Source organism: Thermoactinomyces sp. DSM 45891 (assembly GCF_900119485.1).
GTDB lineage: Bacteria > Bacillota > Bacilli > Thermoactinomycetales > Thermoactinomycetaceae > Baia.
The window spans coordinates 32,629-51,498 of the sequence record NZ_FPJZ01000018.1 but is presented as its reverse complement, the minus strand read 5'-3'; the positions used below and the strand labels follow the sequence as shown (position 1 = coordinate 51,498).

16 protein-coding genes are annotated in these 18,870 nt (G+C 41.4%); 7 read left to right on the top strand and 9 right to left on the bottom strand.

All coding sequences use genetic code 11. From position 1 onward, the window contains the following. Positions 1 to 344: 344 nt before the first annotated feature. Positions 345 to 2,153 (bottom strand): excinuclease ABC subunit UvrC, encoded by a 1,809-nt coding sequence (gene uvrC, locus BT147_RS12560; protein WP_072335937.1) that lies wholly within the window; start codon positions 2,151 to 2,153, stop codon positions 345 to 347. A gap of 224 nt (positions 2,154 to 2,377) precedes the next feature. On the opposite strand from uvrC, the gene BT147_RS12555 reads away from it, so the two are divergent. The 4 genes from BT147_RS12555 (at position 2,378) to BT147_RS12540 (ending at position 6,495) form a co-directional block, all read left to right on the top strand. Then, the gene (locus tag BT147_RS12555) at positions 2,378 to 3,319 is read left to right on the top strand and encodes a hypothetical protein (RefSeq protein ID WP_072335934.1); all 942 of its coding nucleotides are present in this window, start codon (positions 2,378 to 2,380) and stop codon (positions 3,317 to 3,319) included. Between the two features lie 202 nt (positions 3,320 to 3,521). Continuing rightward, positions 3,522 to 4,601 carry an efflux RND transporter periplasmic adaptor subunit gene (locus BT147_RS12550; protein ID WP_072335931.1) on the top strand — a complete coding sequence of 360 codons (1,080 nt, stop codon included), beginning with the start codon at positions 3,522 to 3,524 and terminating at the stop codon, positions 4,599 to 4,601. Continuing rightward, positions 4,598 to 5,299 (top strand): ABC transporter ATP-binding protein, encoded by a 702-nt coding sequence (locus BT147_RS12545; protein WP_072335928.1) that lies wholly within the window; start codon positions 4,598 to 4,600, stop codon positions 5,297 to 5,299. The genes BT147_RS12550 and BT147_RS12545 overlap by 4 nt, the downstream gene beginning before the upstream one ends. Continuing rightward, positions 5,296 to 6,495, top strand: a complete 1,200-nt coding sequence (locus BT147_RS12540; protein WP_072335926.1) for an ABC transporter permease — start codon at positions 5,296 to 5,298, stop codon at positions 6,493 to 6,495. Before BT147_RS12545 ends, BT147_RS12540 begins: the two co-directional genes overlap by 4 nt. A gap of 39 nt (positions 6,496 to 6,534) precedes the next feature. Here the strand turns inward: BT147_RS12540 and BT147_RS15625 are convergent, their stop codons facing one another. The 3 genes from BT147_RS15625 to trxA form a co-directional block, all read right to left on the bottom strand. Then, positions 6,535 to 6,696, bottom strand: a complete 162-nt coding sequence (locus tag BT147_RS15625; protein ID WP_165873732.1) for a hypothetical protein — start codon at positions 6,694 to 6,696, stop codon at positions 6,535 to 6,537. A 71-nt stretch (positions 6,697 to 6,767) separates the two neighbouring features. Next, positions 6,768 to 8,192 (bottom strand): NAD(P)/FAD-dependent oxidoreductase, encoded by a 1,425-nt coding sequence (locus BT147_RS12535; protein WP_072335923.1) that lies wholly within the window; start codon positions 8,190 to 8,192, stop codon positions 6,768 to 6,770. A 208-nt stretch (positions 8,193 to 8,400) separates the two neighbouring features. Beyond that, positions 8,401 to 8,715 (bottom strand): thioredoxin, encoded by a 315-nt coding sequence (trxA, locus tag BT147_RS12530; RefSeq protein ID WP_072335920.1) that lies wholly within the window; start codon positions 8,713 to 8,715, stop codon positions 8,401 to 8,403. A gap of 401 nt (positions 8,716 to 9,116) precedes the next feature. Here trxA and purK point away from each other — a divergent pair, with 401 nt between their 5' ends. Then, a complete protein-coding gene (gene purK / locus BT147_RS12525) occupies positions 9,117 to 10,394 on the top strand; it encodes a 5-(carboxyamino)imidazole ribonucleotide synthase (RefSeq protein WP_177239821.1) in 1,278 nt (425 codons plus the stop codon). Positions 10,395 to 10,818: 424 nt separating this feature from the next. Here purK and BT147_RS12520 read toward each other — a convergent pair whose 3' ends face one another. The 5 genes from BT147_RS12520 to BT147_RS12500 all read right to left on the bottom strand — a co-directional run bounded on the left by BT147_RS12520 (position 10,819) and on the right by BT147_RS12500 (position 15,894). Continuing rightward, a complete protein-coding gene (locus tag BT147_RS12520; RefSeq protein WP_072335914.1) occupies positions 10,819 to 11,229 on the bottom strand; it encodes a hypothetical protein in 411 nt (136 codons plus the stop codon). 392 nt (positions 11,230 to 11,621) lie between these two features. After that, entirely contained in the window at positions 11,622 to 12,608 is a 987-nt protein-coding gene (locus tag BT147_RS12515; protein WP_072335911.1) for an electron transfer flavoprotein subunit alpha/FixB family protein, read from the bottom strand. 18 nt (positions 12,609 to 12,626) lie between these two features. Next, the gene (locus tag BT147_RS12510) at positions 12,627 to 13,406 is read right to left on the bottom strand and encodes an electron transfer flavoprotein subunit beta/FixA family protein (protein WP_072335908.1); all 780 of its coding nucleotides are present in this window, start codon (positions 13,404 to 13,406) and stop codon (positions 12,627 to 12,629) included. A gap of 34 nt (positions 13,407 to 13,440) precedes the next feature. Further along, complete coding sequence (gene fadR / locus BT147_RS12505) at positions 13,441 to 14,040, bottom strand: fatty acid metabolism transcriptional regulator FadR (RefSeq protein ID WP_072335905.1); 600 nt, start codon at positions 14,038 to 14,040, stop codon at positions 13,441 to 13,443. Between the two features lie 147 nt (positions 14,041 to 14,187). Beyond that, positions 14,188 to 15,894 (bottom strand): long-chain-fatty-acid--CoA ligase, encoded by a 1,707-nt coding sequence (locus tag BT147_RS12500; RefSeq protein ID WP_072335903.1) that lies wholly within the window; start codon positions 15,892 to 15,894, stop codon positions 14,188 to 14,190. A 218-nt stretch (positions 15,895 to 16,112) separates the two neighbouring features. Here BT147_RS12500 and BT147_RS12495 point away from each other — a divergent pair, with 218 nt between their 5' ends. Both BT147_RS12495 and BT147_RS12490 read left to right on the top strand, forming a co-directional pair. Beyond that, positions 16,113 to 17,372, top strand: coding sequence for a BaiN/RdsA family NAD(P)/FAD-dependent oxidoreductase (locus BT147_RS12495; RefSeq protein ID WP_072335900.1), 1,260 nt, complete (start codon positions 16,113 to 16,115; stop codon positions 17,370 to 17,372). Between the two features lie 31 nt (positions 17,373 to 17,403). Then, positions 17,404 to 18,801 carry an RsmB/NOP family class I SAM-dependent RNA methyltransferase gene (locus BT147_RS12490; protein ID WP_072335897.1) on the top strand — a complete coding sequence of 466 codons (1,398 nt, stop codon included), beginning with the start codon at positions 17,404 to 17,406 and terminating at the stop codon, positions 18,799 to 18,801. Positions 18,802 to 18,870: the final 69 nt, after the last annotated feature.

Below are 18,870 nucleotides of genomic sequence, written 5' to 3'. Positions count from 1 at the left end.
ATGTTCAGCTAAACCTTTCGGTCTAGGTTACCATGTGAGCATGGCTTGCCATGCAGATCTCCCCGGGTAAGGACGCAGTCTTTCCCTCCATCCATCTGCCTCATTTACTCTCATCCGCCTTCGGTAGCAAGGACTTTGTCTTGTTCGGCAGACTCATCCAGCGAATGCTAGCCTTATATGAGATTCGTGTTCCTCAGACCGGAGGTTTGCCGCCGACTTCCTTCAGATTCCACCTCACGGTGGACACCCTTGTCTTAAGCTATGGCTACTGCTACCTTCACCATTCGGGACTTTCACCCTATAGACTGCGCCCATGCCGGGCGCACCAAAAAAAGCAGAGCCTATCAGTCCGGTAGGCTCTGCTCTCCTTTTTCCCCTAGTACCTGCATAATCGTTTTCGCTAGTTGGTCTCCAAGCCCTGCTTTGCGGAAGTCCTCTAGACTCGCACTCCTCATCTCATCGATCGATCCAAAGTGACGGTAAAGTTGCTGTTTTCGCTTCTCACCTACTCCAGGAATCTCATCGAGAGCGGATTGAATCATCGATTTCCCACGAGCTTGACGGTGGAACGTGATGGCAAAGCGATGAACTTCTTCCTGAATTCGCTGGATCAGATAAAATTCTTGCGTTCCCCTGCGTAAATCAACGGCATAAGCAGGATCACCATACAATAGTCCGGCTGTTTGATGCTTTTTATCCTTCACCATCCCAGCCACCGGAACATAAAGTCCTAATTCGTTCTCCAACACATCAATTGCGGCAGACATTTGCCCTTTTCCGCCATCCACTAATATCAAGTCAGGTAATGGTAGATTGTCTTTTAACACTCTCGTATACCGTCTGCGAATGACTTCACGCATCGTTCCATAATCGTCGGGGCCCTCGACCGTACGGATTTTATACTTGCGATACTCTCTCTTATCTGCTTTCCCATCTATAAATACCACCATCGCTGAGACTGGATCCGCCCCTTGAATATTCGAATTATCAAATGCTTCGATACGTCTTGGCAATCCAATATTTAATGCTTCTCCCAAGTTGCGAATCGATTCATCTGTTTTCGCTTGATTTCTCTCTAGTAATTGAAAACGCTCCGATAAGGCAATCTTTGCATTTTCTGTAGCCATCTCTACCAGATTTTTCTTAACCCCTCGCTGAGGAATCCGAACCTTCACACTCGGAACCAATTGAGCTACTAACTCCGCATCGACTCCAGCAGGCAAATGGATTTCTTTTGGCAACACAGGCGATTCATGATAAAACTGCCCTACAAAGGTAAGAAAATCTTCCGCCGCTTCCCCATAGTATGGAAAAATCGACACTTCTCGCTCAATTAATTTCCCACGACGTACAAAAAAGACCTGTACACAGATGGAACCTTTGTCTACATAATATCCAAAGACATCTCGATCCACATGATCTTGGATCATCACATTTTGCCTTTCCATCGTCGCTTGGATATCATGTATCAAATCCCTTAATTCCTTAGCCCGTTCAAACTCCATCTCTTCTGCCGCTTCTTCCATCTTTTGGCGGAGCTCCTTTTGTAGCTCTGGATAGCCACCACCCAAAAAGCGCGTGATCTTCTTCGTAATCTCTTCATAACTCTCAGGCTCAACCTCATGTTCACAAGGAGCTAAACACTGATTCAGATGATAATATAGACATACCCGTTTTGGTAGACTGTGACATTTTCGCAATGGAAATAAACGATCAAGTAGCTTCTTCGTCTGTTGAGCGGCCCCCGCATGAGGATAAGGACCAAAATATTTAGCCCCATCCTTACGCACCTTCCGGGTCACTTCCAGACGTGGGTGTTTCTCTTTCGTTAATCGAATATAGGGATAAGACTTATCATCCTTTAACATAATGTTGTACCTAGGACGATGCTTCTTAATCATATTTAATTCTAAAATCAGCGCTTCTAATGGGCTATTCACAACGATATACTCAAAATCAACGATATCCATGACGAGACGTTGTGTTTTCGCATCATGAGAACCCGTAAAATAGGAGCGCACTCGACTCCTAAGACTCTTCGCCTTCCCTACATAGATGATCTGTTGATCTGCATTTTTCATCAAATAACAGCCAGGTTGATCAGGTAGTAAGGCAAGCTTATCTTTTAACAACGACACAAAGCGCCCCTCCATACTGTAACCGTACATCTGTTCTATACAAACATTTTAACACGTTTTCAAAAAAAAAAATCAAATAAAAGTGAGATACTCGTTTTGATCTCTATAAAATAAGGAAGGATAATACTTGTTACACAATGGACAAACTTCTTAGAGTTATATTACAATGCTAAATGCAATTATTTTTTCACAACCAAAGGAGGTGCTGTCTATTAGCGGGACTACCCTAGTAGACACATATGGATATTTTAAAAAAACATGGTTCTAAACTTATCGCTGGATCATATCTCGGTTTTCTTACCTTCGGGGTCCTTACCCTTATCGTTTCGCTTATCCTATTTGGAATTCTAGGCACCATTTTTTATCAGGCATCTGATATTAGCCAGTTAGATTTTTCTAATCCTAATCCTGATATGGAGATCATTTATAAGCTAGCCGATTCAATTGGCTACGCAGTCATTCTCATGATCCCTCTTATGATCCTCATTTATTTCGCATCTATGGCACTCTTCACTGCTGGAATGACGGGTTCAGTTAATGATGCTGTATATCATGATCGATCAAGTGTAAGTGGCTTTCTGACACACGGATTTAAGAAGTTTTGGAAAGTACTAAAACTGCTACTTGCATATCTGATTGTGCTCTACATACCTATTATGTTGGTTGAAACAATCATATCTGCTATCTCAAACCATTCTCCTGCACTCGAGATTTTATTACTAATTCCATTTTATATCGCAACAATCCCATTTCACGTCTCGATGGCACATGGAACCGTTCTTTATTTACAAAAAGACTTGCGCGTTTGGGCTGCAGTAAAGGTAGGGTTTCAAACCCTTACTCGTGCATTCGGGCAAACCTTTCTCACCGGTATATTATTGCTAGTCTTAACGATCGCATTAATGATTGGGTTTGGAATTTTAGTTGTTCTTGGCATTGTCATGGCTGGCACTGCTTCAGAGCCAGATCCACTCTATATTGTTATGATGAGTCTACTAATCGGTGTAATAGTTATGATTATAACTCCACCTATCTCAATCATCTATCAGCTAATCCTAACCAAACGCCTCAAGGAAATCATTGAACCTCGTGTGTTTGGTAATCATTCAGCAACTGAACAACAAGATCCAAAATCAGATTTAGACACAAATTCAGATTCAAACCAATCAGACGAAAAATAAAGCATACGCGTAAGAGAACTTCATAACAAAGAAGTTCTCTTATACTTTATTCGTTATAACATTCGAACCAAAGTTTAGCAAAGGTGCTGTTTCATAAAGATAAGCATATTTTTCATTACATTAGAGGAAAATTAGGATGATAAATCAATAGTGAATTGGGTAAAGAGTGATAGCTGTACATATTTCAACACAGGAGGTCATCATGAGGAAAAAAGTATGGATCTGGGCAGGAGTGGTTTCTGTTATTGCGCTATTAGTAGGGATTGCTATCTTACAGAAAGGGAACCAAAAGCCCGATGTGCAAGTAACAACGTTACAAGAGCATAATATTCAAGAAAGTTTTATGTCAACAGGCACACTAACCCCTGCTGATGAAGAGGCGATCTTCCTTCGACCCGAGCTTGGTGAATTAAAGAAGATTTGGGTGAAAGTAGGAGACAAAGTAAGCAGAGGGGATAAATTATTAGAATATAAAAACCCCGCTTTTACAACTGAGCGCGATCAAGCCGATCTACAAGTGAAATCGGCGGAATTAAAATTGAAACAGCTTACTTCTCAAAAAGGGGCCAGTAAAGGTGTCCAGCCAACCATGCCACCTAGCGGAGAAAATATCGATCAACAAATTCAGCTCGCTAAGCTAGAAGTAAGCCAAGCTAAGAAACAATTAGATATCGTCAAAACCAAAATAGCAAATCTGGTTGTCAAAAGTAAGGAAAGCGGTGTAGTGGCTCAGGTAAATGAGGATACTAGCAGCCCTACAAACAGTAAGCCACTCGTCGTCGTCGCCACTGTAGACAAGTTGAAAATTAAAGCAACGATTTCCGAATATGATGCTTTAAAGGTAAAAGAAGGACAAGAAGCTACGGTGAAGAGTGATGCCATTCCAGACAAGACATGGAAGGCAACAGTCTCACAAGTAGGACTCCTACCCGAAAGCAATAATACAAGTGGCTTACCAAATGAGAAAGCACAAGCGGCCAACTATCCAGTCGAGTTGTATCTAAATGATCAAATCCCTGTAAAACTCGGTTCACAAGTAGTCGTAAACATTATCTCTTCTTCCAAAAAAGCAATGAGCATACCACAAACATCCATCCAAGAGGATAACTCCCAAGCATTTGTATTTGTTGTGGAAAGTGGGAAAGCCATTCGTAAGCCTGTCAAACTGGGAGCAAAAGATGACAAAATGGTAGAAGTCGTATCCGGAATCACCGCAACAGATAAAGTGATAGTGAATCTATCTTCCAACATTACATCCGGGATGGATGTGAGTCCTAAATGATCCAGCTAACTGAAGTTTGCAAGACGTACCACTCTGGAAAATTACATGTACCCGTACTACAAAACATTGATTTTTATGTAAACCAAGGTGAGTACGTTGCGATTATGGGACCTTCTGGTTCTGGAAAATCAACATTGATGAATATAATTGGCTGCTTAGATCGCCCTACTTCAGGAAGCTACCAAATAAACGGGAAAGAAGTTTCGCAAATGGAGGATTTGGAATTAGCGAAAGTACGAAATCGCATGATTGGCTTTATCTTTCAACAATTTCAGCTTTTACCTCGGTTAAGTGCACAAAAAAATGTAGAACTCCCTCTTGTTTATGCTGGAATGTCAAAAAGCAAGAGAAGTAGCCAGGCAGTAGAAGCCCTTCGGAAAGTGGGCCTTGAGGATCGAAAAAGCCATAGACCAAAAGAACTATCTGGCGGTCAACAGCAACGTGTTGCAATCGCAAGGGCTCTTGTCAATAATCCTCATGTCCTCTTAGCAGACGAGCCCACTGGTGCGTTAGATACGAAATCAGGACAAGTCATCTTAGAATTATTTGATGAACTCCATCAAGAAGGACGAACCGTTGTTATGATTACACATGACCCTGAGGTGGCAAGGAGAGCTCAGAGGCAGATTATCATTCGAGATGGCGAGATCATCGAAGATTCCATGCCATCCCATGGAGTAGGACGGGGGTCACTATGAGTATATGGGAAAACCTAAAAATGGCCTTAGACTCCATTGTCTCTCATAAGCTTCGTTCAATTTTAACAATGTTAGGGATTATTATTGGTGTCGCCTCGGTTACGATCATCGTAGCTATTGGACAAGGTGGGACTCAGCAACTAACAGAATCATTTACTGGCACCCAAAACTCGATTAACTTGATGCCAAAATCTGATAATGCTGGCGGATTTGCAATCCCCAATCCAAATGAGAAAGTGTTTACTGAAAAGGATATTGAAAGCCTAAAATTAGTCCCAGGTGTCAAGCAAGTACTAACGACAGGTTCCTCAATGTCTGACGTTCAATACCAAAAAGAGAAAGTAGCACAAACCTTTATAATCGGCTTTAGTGATCCATCCTATCTCGAAATGTCCAATGTGACCATAGACAAAGGGAGATCCTTTCAAGGGAGTGACTTCCAGAGTAGTAATGCAGGAGCCGTCATTACAGATGGAGTAGCAGAAAAGCTATTTCCAAACGAAGATCCAATAGGAAAAATTATTAAAGTAGCCTCCAAACCGATTACCGTCATTGGTATCACAAAACCTTCTAAAGGAATCGGCTCTTTTATTAAAATGAATGAGGTATTTCTCCCTTCTCGAACTTGGAAAAGCGTGTTCGGTGTAATGCAAATCGATTCGGTAACCCTACAAGTAGAAAATACCAACGATATGGAGAAGATCGGAAAGAAAGCAGTACAAGTTTTAAATCAGAATCACGGTAAAAAAGATGGCTATGAAGTACAAAATCTACAACAGATTTCAAAAGGAATCGAAGAAGTTGGCAATATCATGACTCTCGTCATCGGTAGTATCAGCGGAATTTCTCTCTTAGTCGGCGGGATCGGTGTGATGAACATCATGTTAGTATCGGTAACCGAACGGACTAGGGAAATCGGAATTCGTAAGGCATTAGGTGCCTCCCGCGGCAACATCTTAACCCAATTCCTCATAGAGTCGATTACACTCTCATCAATAGGTGGAATCATAGGGCTAGCAATTGCTGGACTAGTAACTACAATCCTACAATCCTTAGATCTATGGCCTGCTCAGATCTCATTGCCTGTAGCACTTGGTAGCATCCTATTCTCGATGTTATTTGGAGTCATATTTGGACTTCTTCCAGCGAATAAGGCGGCGAAACTAAACCCGATTGACTGTTTGCGGCATGAGTAAATAAAAAACGAGCCTCCTGAAGGAAGCTCGTTTTTTATGTTATAACGATAATTCTTGTCGTTTATATAATTGATGTAGTAACGATTGAGTTGCCATTTGATCCATCCGCTTTTGAACCAGTAATTCACGAATTAAGTAATAGGCCGTTTCCACATCTTCTTCTGGCAATAGGTCTACCAATGCGTGGATTTGGTCTCTCATAGTATTCACGTCTCCTTAATACTATCTTAGCGCATGATCCCAAATTTGTGCAATTGGTAGAAGCAACAAAATTATTGATTTTGGTTTTGAAGGATGTGACGAGCTACATGTACACCAGCAGCCGATGCTTGGGCTAAGCCACGAGTAATCCCTGCTCCATCTCCAATCGTATATAGCCCTTTAATCGTTTCTGTTTCAAAGTGATCGTTTATTTTAGGTCGAGCACTGTAGAATTTCGCTTCGACTCCATAGAAAAGGGTATGCTCATCTGCAATGCCTGGTGTTACTTTATCCAAAGCCTTAATCATCTCAATTAGAGAAAGCATTGTATTATAAGGAAGAACAAGTCCTAGATCGCCTGGTACAGCTTCTTTTAGTGTTGGCTCTAAAAATCCTTCTTGAATTCGTTTTGGTGTAGAACGTCTACCTCTATAGATGTCCCCTACTTTCTGTACAATCACAGATCCGTTTGAGAGATCATTAGCCCGGCGACTAACCTCTTTCGCAAACTCAATCGGTTTATCAAACGGATCAGTAAACGTATGAGATACCAGCAAAGCGAAGTTGGTGTTTTTACTACCTAGCTTAGGATCCTTATAAGAGTGACCATTTACCGTCATCACACCCGAATGGTTTTCGACAACCACATGCCCACTCGGATTAGAACAAAAGGTACGAACTCGAGTACCGACTGAAGTATTGTAAACAAATTTCGCCTCATACAAGTACTTATTAATTTCCTGCATAATGACATCTGAAGTCTCTACACGGACACCAATATCGACTTGGTTATTCATCATCTCCACGCCATTACGTTTCAAAATATTACTCAGCCATTCAGAGCCATCTCTTCCTGGACCGATAATCACACGATCCGCCGTATACTCATCTCCATTTTTCAAACGAACACCACGGACCACTTGATCTTCCACAATCAAATCTTCCACATATGTTTTAAATAAGAAATCCATTTTATTTTCCATTGTCTGGAATATATTCTGAAGTATTTTTAGGTTTTCTTCAGTCCCCAGATGGCGAACACGTGCTTTTAATAATTTCAGTCCCGCCCCAGCAGCTTTTTTCTCGATTCGACGAACATCATCTGTAGTTGGGTCTGTAATCACAGTGGTACCACCATGTTCAAGGTTAACGGAATCTACATATTCGATTAGCTCCATTACTTTAGAAGGGGACAAATAATCCTGCATCCAGCCACCAAACTCTGTCGTTAAGTTAAATTTCCCATCACTATAGGCACCAGCACCACCCCAGCCAGCAGTAATCGAGCAAGCAGGTAAGCACCCTGCATACTCTTTCTTCTTGGTTGCAGGTGGACACTTTGTAATTTTATTTTCTAAGATTGGGCAACGTCGTTGACGAATACTATGCCCTTTATCTATGAGAAGTATTTTTAGATTTGGATTTATTTTTGATAATTCATAAGAAGCGAATATTCCGCTTGGTCCAGCTCCGACTACAATTACATCATAATGCATACGGATCTGCCCCCTTCATTAGTTTAATTTCTATTATGTTCGCTTTTAATACATGATTAAAAGATCAACCCGATGTATCGTAACATATTATCCTCATAAAAGCGAACTATTTTTAAGATATTATCATATTCATTCGTTTATTTATTAGTTTATTGAATAATAAAATAATTATACTTAAATAAAAGACCCCCACTGGGAGTCTTTTTCGTTACTTCACCATATCAAGGATTGCTTCTTTTGGCTGTACACCCGACACCTTTTTCACTTGTTCGCCATCTTTAAAAACGATCAAGGTAGGAATCCCCATAACGCCATATTTCGTAGCAAGATCTGGATTGTCATCCACATTTACTTTTACTACTTGTACATCTGATCCTACTTCTGTATCTACTTCTTCTAAAATCGGAGCGAGCATACGGCATGGTCCGCACCACGGGGCCCAGAAATCCACTAAAACCGTACCAGTTCCTTTTGATTCAACTTTTTCTCCAAAGTTTTGTGTATTTAATTCAGCGATTGCCATCGTTGAAATCTCCTTTCGAAGTCAGCAAAATCGATCTAAAGACTTGCCTTTACAAGCAATCTTCACTAAGTAGTATACCACTCTCGCGAAAAAGTTCCAACTGTTTCGTTAAACGAAATAAAAAATTTTGTGATTTGGAAAGTTTCATTTGTCTGTATATTTATGCTCTATGTATTTTTATCACTCTCTGATTATATTAATTGAAATTAAATTTCGAAAGATATAATTAAAGAAAATGTTATTTACAAAAATAATTAATCGTGATATATTTATTTTACAAAATTTAATTTTTTAAAATAAGTTCTGCCCGATGAGGGCGCCGAAAGATGATTCACGATCGTATGGTAAAAGGATAGTGATCTAATATGACAATGCAACCCACACACTTAGGGAATCCCCTGTTGAATAGTCTTTCTAAAGAAAAATCCAGTATTAGTCGGAGTCAATCAAGTAACCCCTCTCCATTAGTCGTTCCTGGACAGACAATTGGAGTATTAGGCGGTGGCCAGTTGGGTCGCATGATCATTCTAGAAGGGCGTAGATTAGGATATCGCTTCGTTGTATTAGACCCAGATAGCGATTCTCCGGCAGGACAAATAGCAGATGAACAGATCGTGGGATCGTATGATTCTGTAATGGCAATAGAACAGTTTACGAACAAGTCTGATGTCGTTGTGTACGAATTGGAAAATATAGACCCTGATACGGTTCGAATGATTGAATCCATAAAGCCCTTACCACAAGGAAGTGACCTTCTTTGCTGGATGGGGCATCGAGGTCAAGAGCGGAAAGTATTACAAGATGCACAAATCCCGATTACTTCCTATCAAGTTGTAACATCGAAGGCACAGTTGATTGAGGCGATTGAGCAAATAAAACTCCCATGTGTCTTAAAAGTACTGACAAAGGGATACGATGGAAAAGGTCAATGGGTAATTCATACCCTAGACGATCCATTTCCTCCAGTAGAAGTAATCGAAAAGGGAATACTAGTTGAGAAATTTGTTCCTTTTGTAAAAGAAATTTCGGTGATTGTGGCTAGAGATATGTCAGGAAAAGTAGAGATTTATCCACCTGTTATGAATATCCATCGAAACCAAATTTTACACATGACGATTTCTCCAGCTCCGATTAAAGATGGCATTCGTGGAAGAGTGGAACAAATTGCATATCAATTGGCTAGCAAACTGCGATTTGTAGGGATGCTTGCTATCGAGATGTTTGTTCTGGTGGATGGGACTATTTTGGTAAATAAGTTAGCTCCTAGACCGCACAATTCAGGACATATCACAATGGATATCACAACCACTTGCCAGTTTGAGCAGTTCATACGTGCAGTAACAGGGCTTCCGATTCATCAGCCGATTCGAAACGATCATGGGATCATGGTAAATCTTTTAGGAGAACATCAAGAGTCCTTTTTGGATTATTTTGCGAAGTTACCATCTTGTGCAAAAGTGCACTGGTATGGGGAAAGCGTAGCCAAAGAGGGCAGAAAGATGGGGCATATTAATTTTATTGGGGAGTCGTTACAAGATTTATTGGAGTTGGTTAACGAAATACCTATTTGGGAGCCACTAAGTGGAAAAGAGTGGGAAGCTATTATTGCCATTGGTAACAATCAGATAGAGGCTAGGAAAAAAAATAAAAATCATAGTACGGAGCATGATAATTCTTAGCTATCCCCACATACCCCCTGATTCTAAAAACACCCCATTGTATAATCATACTCGATTATGTAATGGGGCTTATTAACTATTGATACATCGTTTTCACTATGTATGTATTCTCATATGACATTTTATTCTTACAAATAAGTAAGGAACCTGAAAGGTAAATCGCTAGAAACTAAGGGTAAATCGAGGTAAAGTAAGGGTAAGAATAACGCGGGGGTGAAAAATATGAAGGCAATCAAAACAGTGGCAGAAGTGATCTTTAATGTTCTGATGGGTAAAGAGAGAGGCGGCATCTAAAAGTGTATACAGTAAATAGTCAAACATGAGGGACATTCTAGGTAAAAAATAGAATGTCCCTCTTTTTCTTATACATATATCTTCTTACTACATAAAACTTACCAGCATCATAATCCCAACCACCGTACATCTAGGGAAAGATAATATCTAGTTGTCCAACTATGCTTGCGGAGGGAAGCTCATCTTTGATATCTACGTTATATCTACCTGTTTTCATATTCGTAAATGTAGATTCTCCGTTACTGAGATTATGAAAAGTGGTACACGCCTTTGTTTGATCATTGCACAACCGAACCCACAGCTTGGAGTAGTCAGTGAATTTTTTCTTTATTCCAGAGCTATTTTTGCTATAGAGAGGCTTAACCAGCTCGATCTGGATACTACTTCCACTATTCTCATTGCCAATAAAACCGTCCCAATTCCCATCTTCTGTTTGGAAGGAATAGCGTGGGACACTTGCATCTGCGGAGCCTATTCCCACTGCAAAAGCAGTAACAGCAGAGATTGCACATACACTTAACATGGAAACCGTTTTATTCATTTATTTCACTCTCCTTAGAATAAATATAATAGAAAATCTTTTATATATTTTAACCTATCATTAGAAATAATTTTTGTCTAGTAAAGGTTAGAAGTGACACAGTAAGATAGTCGTCTGAAGATGAGTACCATCTATGTAAGACTCAAGTAATACTTGGTTAAATTTATTACGAGCAAAGGAACTACACAGTTGCTATCCCTATCCTAGAGGAAGCATTCGCAATTTCACAAAGAATCGAACTTGAATATATCACGTGATAGTCTAACCTTATTGGCAAGGATAGCAATAAAGTTAAAGTGTTCTTCTAGGTGCATTTTAATTGCCATATTTTGGATTTTGAAAATAAAAACAGACTGTAGACCCAATTACAGTCTACAGTCCAAGCAAAACGCCTATTTACCTACTACTACCTTTTTCAATTCCTCTGTCAACATCGGAATCACGACAAACAAATCACCTACGATTCCGTAATCTGCTACTTGGAAAATCGGTGCTTCTGGGTCTTTGTTAATCGCGACGATGGTCTTGGATGCGGACATACCAGCCAAGTGCTGAATCGCTCCGGAGATTCCAGCAGCGATGTAGAGGTCCGGTGTTACCACTTTACCAGTTTGGCCGATTTGGAGAGCGTAGTCACAGTAGCCAGAGTCACAAGCACCACGAGAAGCTCCAACTGCACCGCCTAGTAGATCAGCTAATTCTTTTAACGGAGCAAAGCCATCTTCACTCTTCACTCCACGGCCACCTGATACGACAACTCTTGCTTCGGAGAGGTCCACACCATCCGTTGCTTTCTTCACAACTTGCTTTATTATGGTTCGTAATAAAGTCGGGTCAAAGTCTACCGCTACTTCTGTCGCTGTTGCTGTGCGAGCCGTATCTGCATCAAGAGCCTCGATATTATTAGGACGAAGGGTAGCAAATACAGTTTCATCCTCTTTAAATGCCTTTTTCACAAAAGCTTTTCCTGCATAAATCGGGCGAGTGAAGATCAATTCGCCGTCCATTTCTTCTAAAGCAGTTACATCAGAAACGAGACCGAAACCAAGACGTGCCGCAATTCGCGGACTTACGTCTTTTCCGACTGCTGTGTGTCCTGTGAAAATTGCTTGTGGTTCTACTGTTTCGATAATTTTCTTTACTGCTTGGAAATATGCATCCGTTGTATATTGATCCAGTTTCGAATCCGTTACTATTACTACTTCATCTGCACCATGATGGGCAAGTGCCTCAACGTGATCTTTCGCAAAGCTTCCCAAGACTGCCGCTACTACTGTGCCACCTTGACTTGCAAGTCGTGCTGCTGCTAAGCTCTCAAAAGCCACATTACGAAGTTTTCCTTCACGAACATCTGCTAGTACGAGTATTTTTTTGCTCATGTTGATCCCCCCAGGTCTTTAGATCACTTTCGCTTCGCCCTTTAAAAGTTGAACGAGCTCTGTTACTTGATCAGCAAGTTCTCCTTGTAGGATTTTCCCTGCATCTTTCTTAGGAGGTAAGTAGATTTCGAGTACCTTTGTTTTGGCTTCAATCTCTTCTTCCTCGATATCAAGATCATCGATTTCGACTTCTTCTAATGGTTTTTTCTTCGCCTTCATAATCCCCTGAAGTGACGGATAGCGTGGCTCGTTTAATCCTTGTTGAGCGGTAACAAGTAGAGGTAGCTTGGATTCGATGACTTCCATGTCTCCTTCAACGTCTTTCTCAACAACTACATTTTCACCATCTACCGTTATCTTCGTAATAGTGGAGATATGAGGTATATTTAAAAGTTCCGCTAATCGTGGACCTACTTGTGCAGAACCATCATCTACTGCCATCGCACCTGCAAGAATGATATCAAACTCAAGCTCTTGCTCTTCGATCGTTGCTTGGATGATTTTAGCGATACTATGCTCATCTAAGTCACCATCAAAATCTTCCGTATTAATCCATACACCTTTATCTGCACCCATGGCAAGGGCCTTACGCATCGAAGCTTCTACACGCTCTGGACCAACCGTCAAAATCGTTACTTCCCCACCATGTTCTTCTTTTAACTTAATGCCTTCTTCCACAGCATATTCATCATAAGGGTTAATCACGAATACTGCGCCGTCTTCTACGACCACACCATTTTCAATCGTGATCCGCTCTTCGGTGTCAAACGTTTGCTTCAAACAAACTAGGATATTCATGAAGAGATCCTCCTGTGCTTTTGATAGATAACGCTTACATCTCACGCGTTTGGTTGCCAATCCCATATACAAACAGTTCTAGGATTGGATCCACTTGGGAGAGCAAACTATATTTGCGATCGTTCATAATCCAAGATGTCACAGTCTCATCAATGGTTCCAAAGATCAGCTTGCGAGTCATGCGAACATCTAAATTCGAACGATACAAACCTTTTTTTATCCCATCTTCGACGATCCGATCAATCATATCCAAGTATCGCTTTAGAATCTGTCCAATTCCTTTGCGAACTTCTGGGTTTGATTGACGCAACTCGATTTGTGTTACAATCGCAAGTTCACGATCACTCTCCAAATACGCAAAGTGAAGGCGAATCAGTTGATGTAACTGTTCAACTGGTGAATCGAAATGCTGAATCGCTTCCTCCGCCTCGCTGATAAATGAACCCATTTTCTCGCTAAATAGAGAGATCAGCACATCGTCTTTGTTTTCAAAATAGAGGTAGATTGTACCATCTGCGACTTTGGCCTCACGAGCAATCTTCGAAACCTGTGCATTATGATAACCAAATTCTGCAATAACTCGCACTGCAGCATCGATGATCGCTTCGTATTTTTCACCAGTCCGTTTCGCCATGGGATCGAAATTCCTTTCTGCATAAACAATAATGAATGATTATTCATTCACTATTATTGTATGGATAAATAAAACGTTTGTCAACGCACACAAACATGAAAAAAACCTAACATCGTATCCATTCCGGATGCTAGGTCACACATTCATCTAATTGGCCTCTTTTATCTCTTCTTCGTATTTCTTCTTTTCTTGCTCTTGAAGAACACGTCGGAGAACCTTGCCAACAAATGTCTTGGGTAACTCATCACGGAATTCATATAAGCGTGGGATTTTATATTTTGCTAGTTTTTCACGACAGTACTGATCTAACTCTTGTTCTGTCAGTTTGATTCCTGGCTTTAACACGATAAATGCTTTCACCGTTTCCCCTCGATACGGATGAGGAACACCTACAACTGCCGCCTCTTGAATGGCTGGGTGTTCAAATAAAACTTCTTCCACTTCACGTGGGTAAATATTATATCCCCCAGCAATAATCATATCTTTCTTTCGATCCATTACAAAGAAATATCCTTCTTCATCCATACGGACAATATCACCTGTACTAAGCCATCCATCTGCTGTTAGGACTTTCGCCGTTTCATCTTCACGGTTCCAGTATCCTTTCATCACCTGAGGGCCTCGAACTTGAAGCTCTCCAATTTCACCAACCGGAAGCTCCACTCCCGTTTCTGAATCCACTACCCTCGCTTCTGTATCAGGCCACGGGATACCAATAGTCGATGACCGCACACGATCCCATATTAGATTTGAATGCGTTACAGGAGATGTCTCCGTCATCCCATAACCTTCTACCAGCCTACCCCCTGTTAACTTTTCAAATTTTTCTTGTACCTCTACAGGAAGAGCCGCCGATCCACTTACACAGGCATCAATCGATGAGAGGTCATATTTTTGAATGTTGGGATGGTTAATAATGGCCACATACATCGTAGGTGCACCAGGAAATAAGGTGGGACGCTCTTTTACAATCGTTTTCATAATCATGTCACAATCAAATCGAGGAATTAGAATCATCGTCGCCGCTTGATACATGGCATAATTCATAACAACCGTCATTCCATACACATGAAAAAATGGAAGAACACCTAAGATTTTTTCTGTTCCGCGTTTCACCTTGTATAGCCAATAGGATGCTTGGATGCTATTTACAATCAGGTTTCGGTGGGTCAGCATAGCCGCTTTGGAAAGGCCCGTCGTTCCGCCTGTATATTGAAGCAAAGCTACATCATGGATCGGATCAATCTCTGGTGGGATCACCGGAGTTGGAAGCGCTTTCGAAATGAGATGCTTAAAAGCATGTGTATCCTTATCGTACTCATGAGTCAGTTTAATGCCGTCTTTCCACAATTTCAGTGGATAAAGAACATTTTTTGGAAAAGGTAGATAATCCTTGATACTCGTTACAATGACTCGCTTTAACCCAGTCTTTGACTTTACATTTTGGACTTTTGGTAACACTAGGTCGAGGCATATAATCGTTTCAGAACCTGAATCAGTTAGTTGATGCTCTAATTCTCGCTCCATATAAAGCGGATTTGTCTGGACGACAACCGCTCCGATAAATAGCGCCCCATAATACGCGATTACGGCTTGTGGACAGTTTGGTAACATAATCGCAACCCGTTCTTGAGGTTGTATACCAAGCTCTTTCAATGAGTTCGCAAAACGATAAGATTCTTCTAACAATTGTTCATAAGTAAGTTTTTTGCCCATAAAATGAACCGCATCTCTCTTAGGAAAATCCCTTGCGGCGTCGATCAAGAACTGGGTTAGTAATACATTTGGATAGTCGATGGTTGCTGGTACGTTTGATGGATACTGTTTGAGCCATACTTTTTCTGCATACGACATTGGGACCCTCCTGTCATGAATGAGTATTCACATCATCCATCCGATTTCCTTATTCTTATTTTAGCTAATTTTTATACGCTTTTGAATCACTTTATTAAAAAAAGATGTTTTTTTGATCATTCCCCGTACTCCCCTTCCCAATTTTCACGGGGTCTTCTACAATAGGGAAAGTTAGGAAATGCTAAACATAGCTATGTTTAACCTCAAAGGAGCGCTATATGAAATACGATGTGATAGTTATTGGCGGAGGCCCTTCTGGTTTGATGGCCAGTGCTGCCGCTGGGATGCATGGGGCCAAAGTACTCCTGCTTGATAAAGGAGATCAACTCGGGCGTAAGCTCGCAATCTCTGGCGGTGGACGTTGTAATGTAACCAACATTAAAGATATAGATGAACTCATCCGGTTTATTCCGGGAAACGGACGATTTCTCTACAGTGTCTTTTCTGTATTTAATAATTGGGATATCGTACACTTCTTTCGTGAACTGGGTGTCGACCTAAAAGAAGAGGATAATGGTCGAATGTTTCCGGTCAGTGATAGCGCCAAGTCCGTTGTACAAGCATTAATCCGAAAAGTGAAGGAAGGCGGTGCACACATCCGTGTCAACACTCCCGTCCGTCAAGTACTCTATCAAGATGGACAGGTAGCCGGTGTAGAGAGTATAAACGGGGAGACTTTTCATGCGAACCAAGTAATCGTAGCAGTTGGTGGCAAATCGGTACCTCAAACGGGTTCAACTGGTGATGGGTACGCTTGGGCGAAAGCGGCTGGACATACCATTACTGAATTATTCCCGACAGAAGTGCCCCTTACCTCTGGAGAATCTTGGATCCTTGATAAATCCATGCAGGGGCTATCATTGCGGGATATCACCGTTACCGTTTGGAATGCAAAAGGAAAGAAATTAGTAAGTCATGATGGAGATTTGCTATTTACCCACTTCGGGCTATCTGGTCCGACTGCTCTTCGTTGTAGTCAATTTGTCATCAAGAATCTAAAAAAATTTAGCACTTCAACTACCTTACTGACTATCGATGTAAAACCAGCAGATACCGTCGATGAAATCGAACAAGAAATTCGTAAGCTAGTGAACGAAAGTCCAAAGAGAGCATTCCGCAATGCCCTAAAAGGATATTTACCCGAGAGAATGATCCCTGTGCTGTTTCAAATACTAACTCTCTCGGATACTTTGAGTTGCACACAGACGTCTAAAGAAGTTCAGCGGAAGGTGGCTGAACATATTAAAGCTTTCCCTGTCCATATCAACGGAACTTTATCACTTGATAAAGCTTTTGTTACAGGGGGAGGTGTCCACATTAAAGAGATCAATCCACGTACCATGCAATCCAAGATGATGTCCGGGCTTTACTTTTGTGGAGAAATCTTAGATATCCATGGCTACACAGGTGGCTATAACATCACCTCCGCCCTATGTACTGGATACGTAGCAGGAAAGAGTTCAGCCGAACATACTTAAAACTTATATATAGAAAAGAGGGGGAACCTTTATGTCTCCTACCATACCATCCTTGTTCTTAGAGCAGATGAAAGAACGACTACAAGGTGAATATGATGCCTTCCTTGCTACTTATGAACAGGCACCAGAGAGAAGTTTCCGTATCAATCGCTTACGCACCACACCCGAAAAATTACTAGAAGAACTCCCTTTCACCACACTGGAAAACGTCCCTTGGTGCCTTGAAGCATATTACTATCAACACCAGACAGACCGCCCCGGCAAGCATCCCTTTCATGCGGCAGGTGTATACTATATCCAAGATGCCAGTGCGATGTCTCCGGCTGAGGCACTGGAAGCAAGACCAGGTGAAACGATTTTAGATCTCTGTGCCGCTCCAGGAGGGAAAACGACACAAATCGCATCGCACATGCAAGGGAAAGGAATCCTAGTGGCCAACGAGATTGACAGCAAACGAATCAAAGTACTTGTCGAAAACCTAGAGCGTTGTGGAGTCTCCAATGCAGTTGTCCTAAATGAAGATCCGAATCATCTTACCGATCGCTTCCCTCAATTTTTTGATCGAATCTTAATTGATGCCCCTTGTTCCGGTGAAGGGATGTTTCGCAAAGATGACGAATCCGGAGAACGTTGGAGCCCTCGTCTTGTCGAAAAGTGTGCAGAGCTACAGATGGAAATTCTTCGCGCAACCGCCCCTATGTTAAAGGACGGCGGAAGACTCGTTTACTCAACTTGCACCTTTAACCCGATGGAAAATGAAGAGGTAGTTGCTTCTTTTCTCACAGAGTTTCCTGAATTTAATCTAATTCCAGTTCCGCAAGCTCCCCATTACCAACCTGGACGGCCTGATTGGATGAAGAACCCAGATCCACGCTTGACTCTCGCAGGTCGCCTATGGCCTCATCATCTGCGCGGTGAAGGTCATTTTGTGGCTGTACTTCAAAAGAGAGAATCCGAAACCTCTCGGAAAGTAAAAATCGGAAAACCATCCTCCATCCCCAAAGATCGGAAAAAGCTTTATGATACATTTGTCCAAGATCACTTACTCGATTCATCTTGGACTGAAGGAGAGTTCACTCTATATGGAGAGCATCTCTATCGGACACTACCCCGTTTTCCTTCTCTTAAAGGATTAAAGGTAGAACGTCCTGGAATGCATCTAGGCCAAATTAAAAAAAGTCACTTCCAACCATCCCATGCTTTCGCCCTTGCCCTACAGAGTGATAAGGTAAAACGTGTGCGTAACCTAAGCTGGAACGGTAATGATTTACTCTTATATCTACAAGGAGAAACACTTCCCGATCAACAAAGCGGCTGGACTCTTGTCACAGTGGACAGCTATCCACTCGGATGGGGCAAAGCTTCTGGCGGATTGCTAAAAAATCACTATCCCAAATGGCTGCGTTGGGAGAAATATCGCACGATTTAAAAGAAAATGCTGGTAGACAAATCCATCTACGGATAAGTATACCAGCATTTTGTATGAAGATAATAGGCT

What these genes read in the sequence shown, in the direction of transcription:
- fadR (WP_072335905.1), bottom strand. Translation starts at nt 14,040, where the DNA reads ATGGCGAAACGGACTGGTGAAAAATACGAAGCGATCATCGATGCTGCA.
- BT147_RS12515 (WP_072335911.1), bottom strand. Translation starts at nt 12,608, where the DNA reads ATGAGCAAAAAAATACTCGTACTAGCAGATGTTCGTGAAGGAAAACTT.
- BT147_RS15625 (WP_165873732.1), bottom strand. Translation starts at nt 6,696, where the DNA reads ATGAGAGACCAAATCCACGCATTGGTAGACCTATTGCCAGAAGAAGAT.
- BT147_RS12545 (WP_072335928.1), top strand. Translation starts at nt 4,598, where the DNA reads ATGATCCAGCTAACTGAAGTTTGCAAGACGTACCACTCTGGAAAATTA.
- BT147_RS12550 (WP_072335931.1), top strand. Translation starts at nt 3,522, where the DNA reads ATGAGGAAAAAAGTATGGATCTGGGCAGGAGTGGTTTCTGTTATTGCG.
- BT147_RS12540 (WP_072335926.1), top strand. Translation starts at nt 5,296, where the DNA reads ATGAGTATATGGGAAAACCTAAAAATGGCCTTAGACTCCATTGTCTCT.
- BT147_RS12520 (WP_072335914.1), bottom strand. Translation starts at nt 11,229, where the DNA reads ATGAATAAAACGGTTTCCATGTTAAGTGTATGTGCAATCTCTGCTGTT.
- BT147_RS12535 (WP_072335923.1), bottom strand. Translation starts at nt 8,192, where the DNA reads ATGCATTATGATGTAATTGTAGTCGGAGCTGGACCAAGCGGAATATTC.
- BT147_RS12500 (WP_072335903.1), bottom strand. Translation starts at nt 15,894, where the DNA reads ATGTCGTATGCAGAAAAAGTATGGCTCAAACAGTATCCATCAAACGTA.
- BT147_RS12490 (WP_072335897.1), top strand. Translation starts at nt 17,404, where the DNA reads ATGTCTCCTACCATACCATCCTTGTTCTTAGAGCAGATGAAAGAACGA.
- BT147_RS12510 (WP_072335908.1), bottom strand. Translation starts at nt 13,406, where the DNA reads ATGAATATCCTAGTTTGTTTGAAGCAAACGTTTGACACCGAAGAGCGG.
- trxA (WP_072335920.1), bottom strand. Translation starts at nt 8,715, where the DNA reads ATGGCAATCGCTGAATTAAATACACAAAACTTTGGAGAAAAAGTTGAA.
- uvrC (WP_072335937.1), bottom strand. Translation starts at nt 2,153, where the DNA reads ATGGAGGGGCGCTTTGTGTCGTTGTTAAAAGATAAGCTTGCCTTACTA.
- BT147_RS12495 (WP_072335900.1), top strand. Translation starts at nt 16,113, where the DNA reads ATGAAATACGATGTGATAGTTATTGGCGGAGGCCCTTCTGGTTTGATG.
- BT147_RS12555 (WP_072335934.1), top strand. Translation starts at nt 2,378, where the DNA reads ATGGATATTTTAAAAAAACATGGTTCTAAACTTATCGCTGGATCATAT.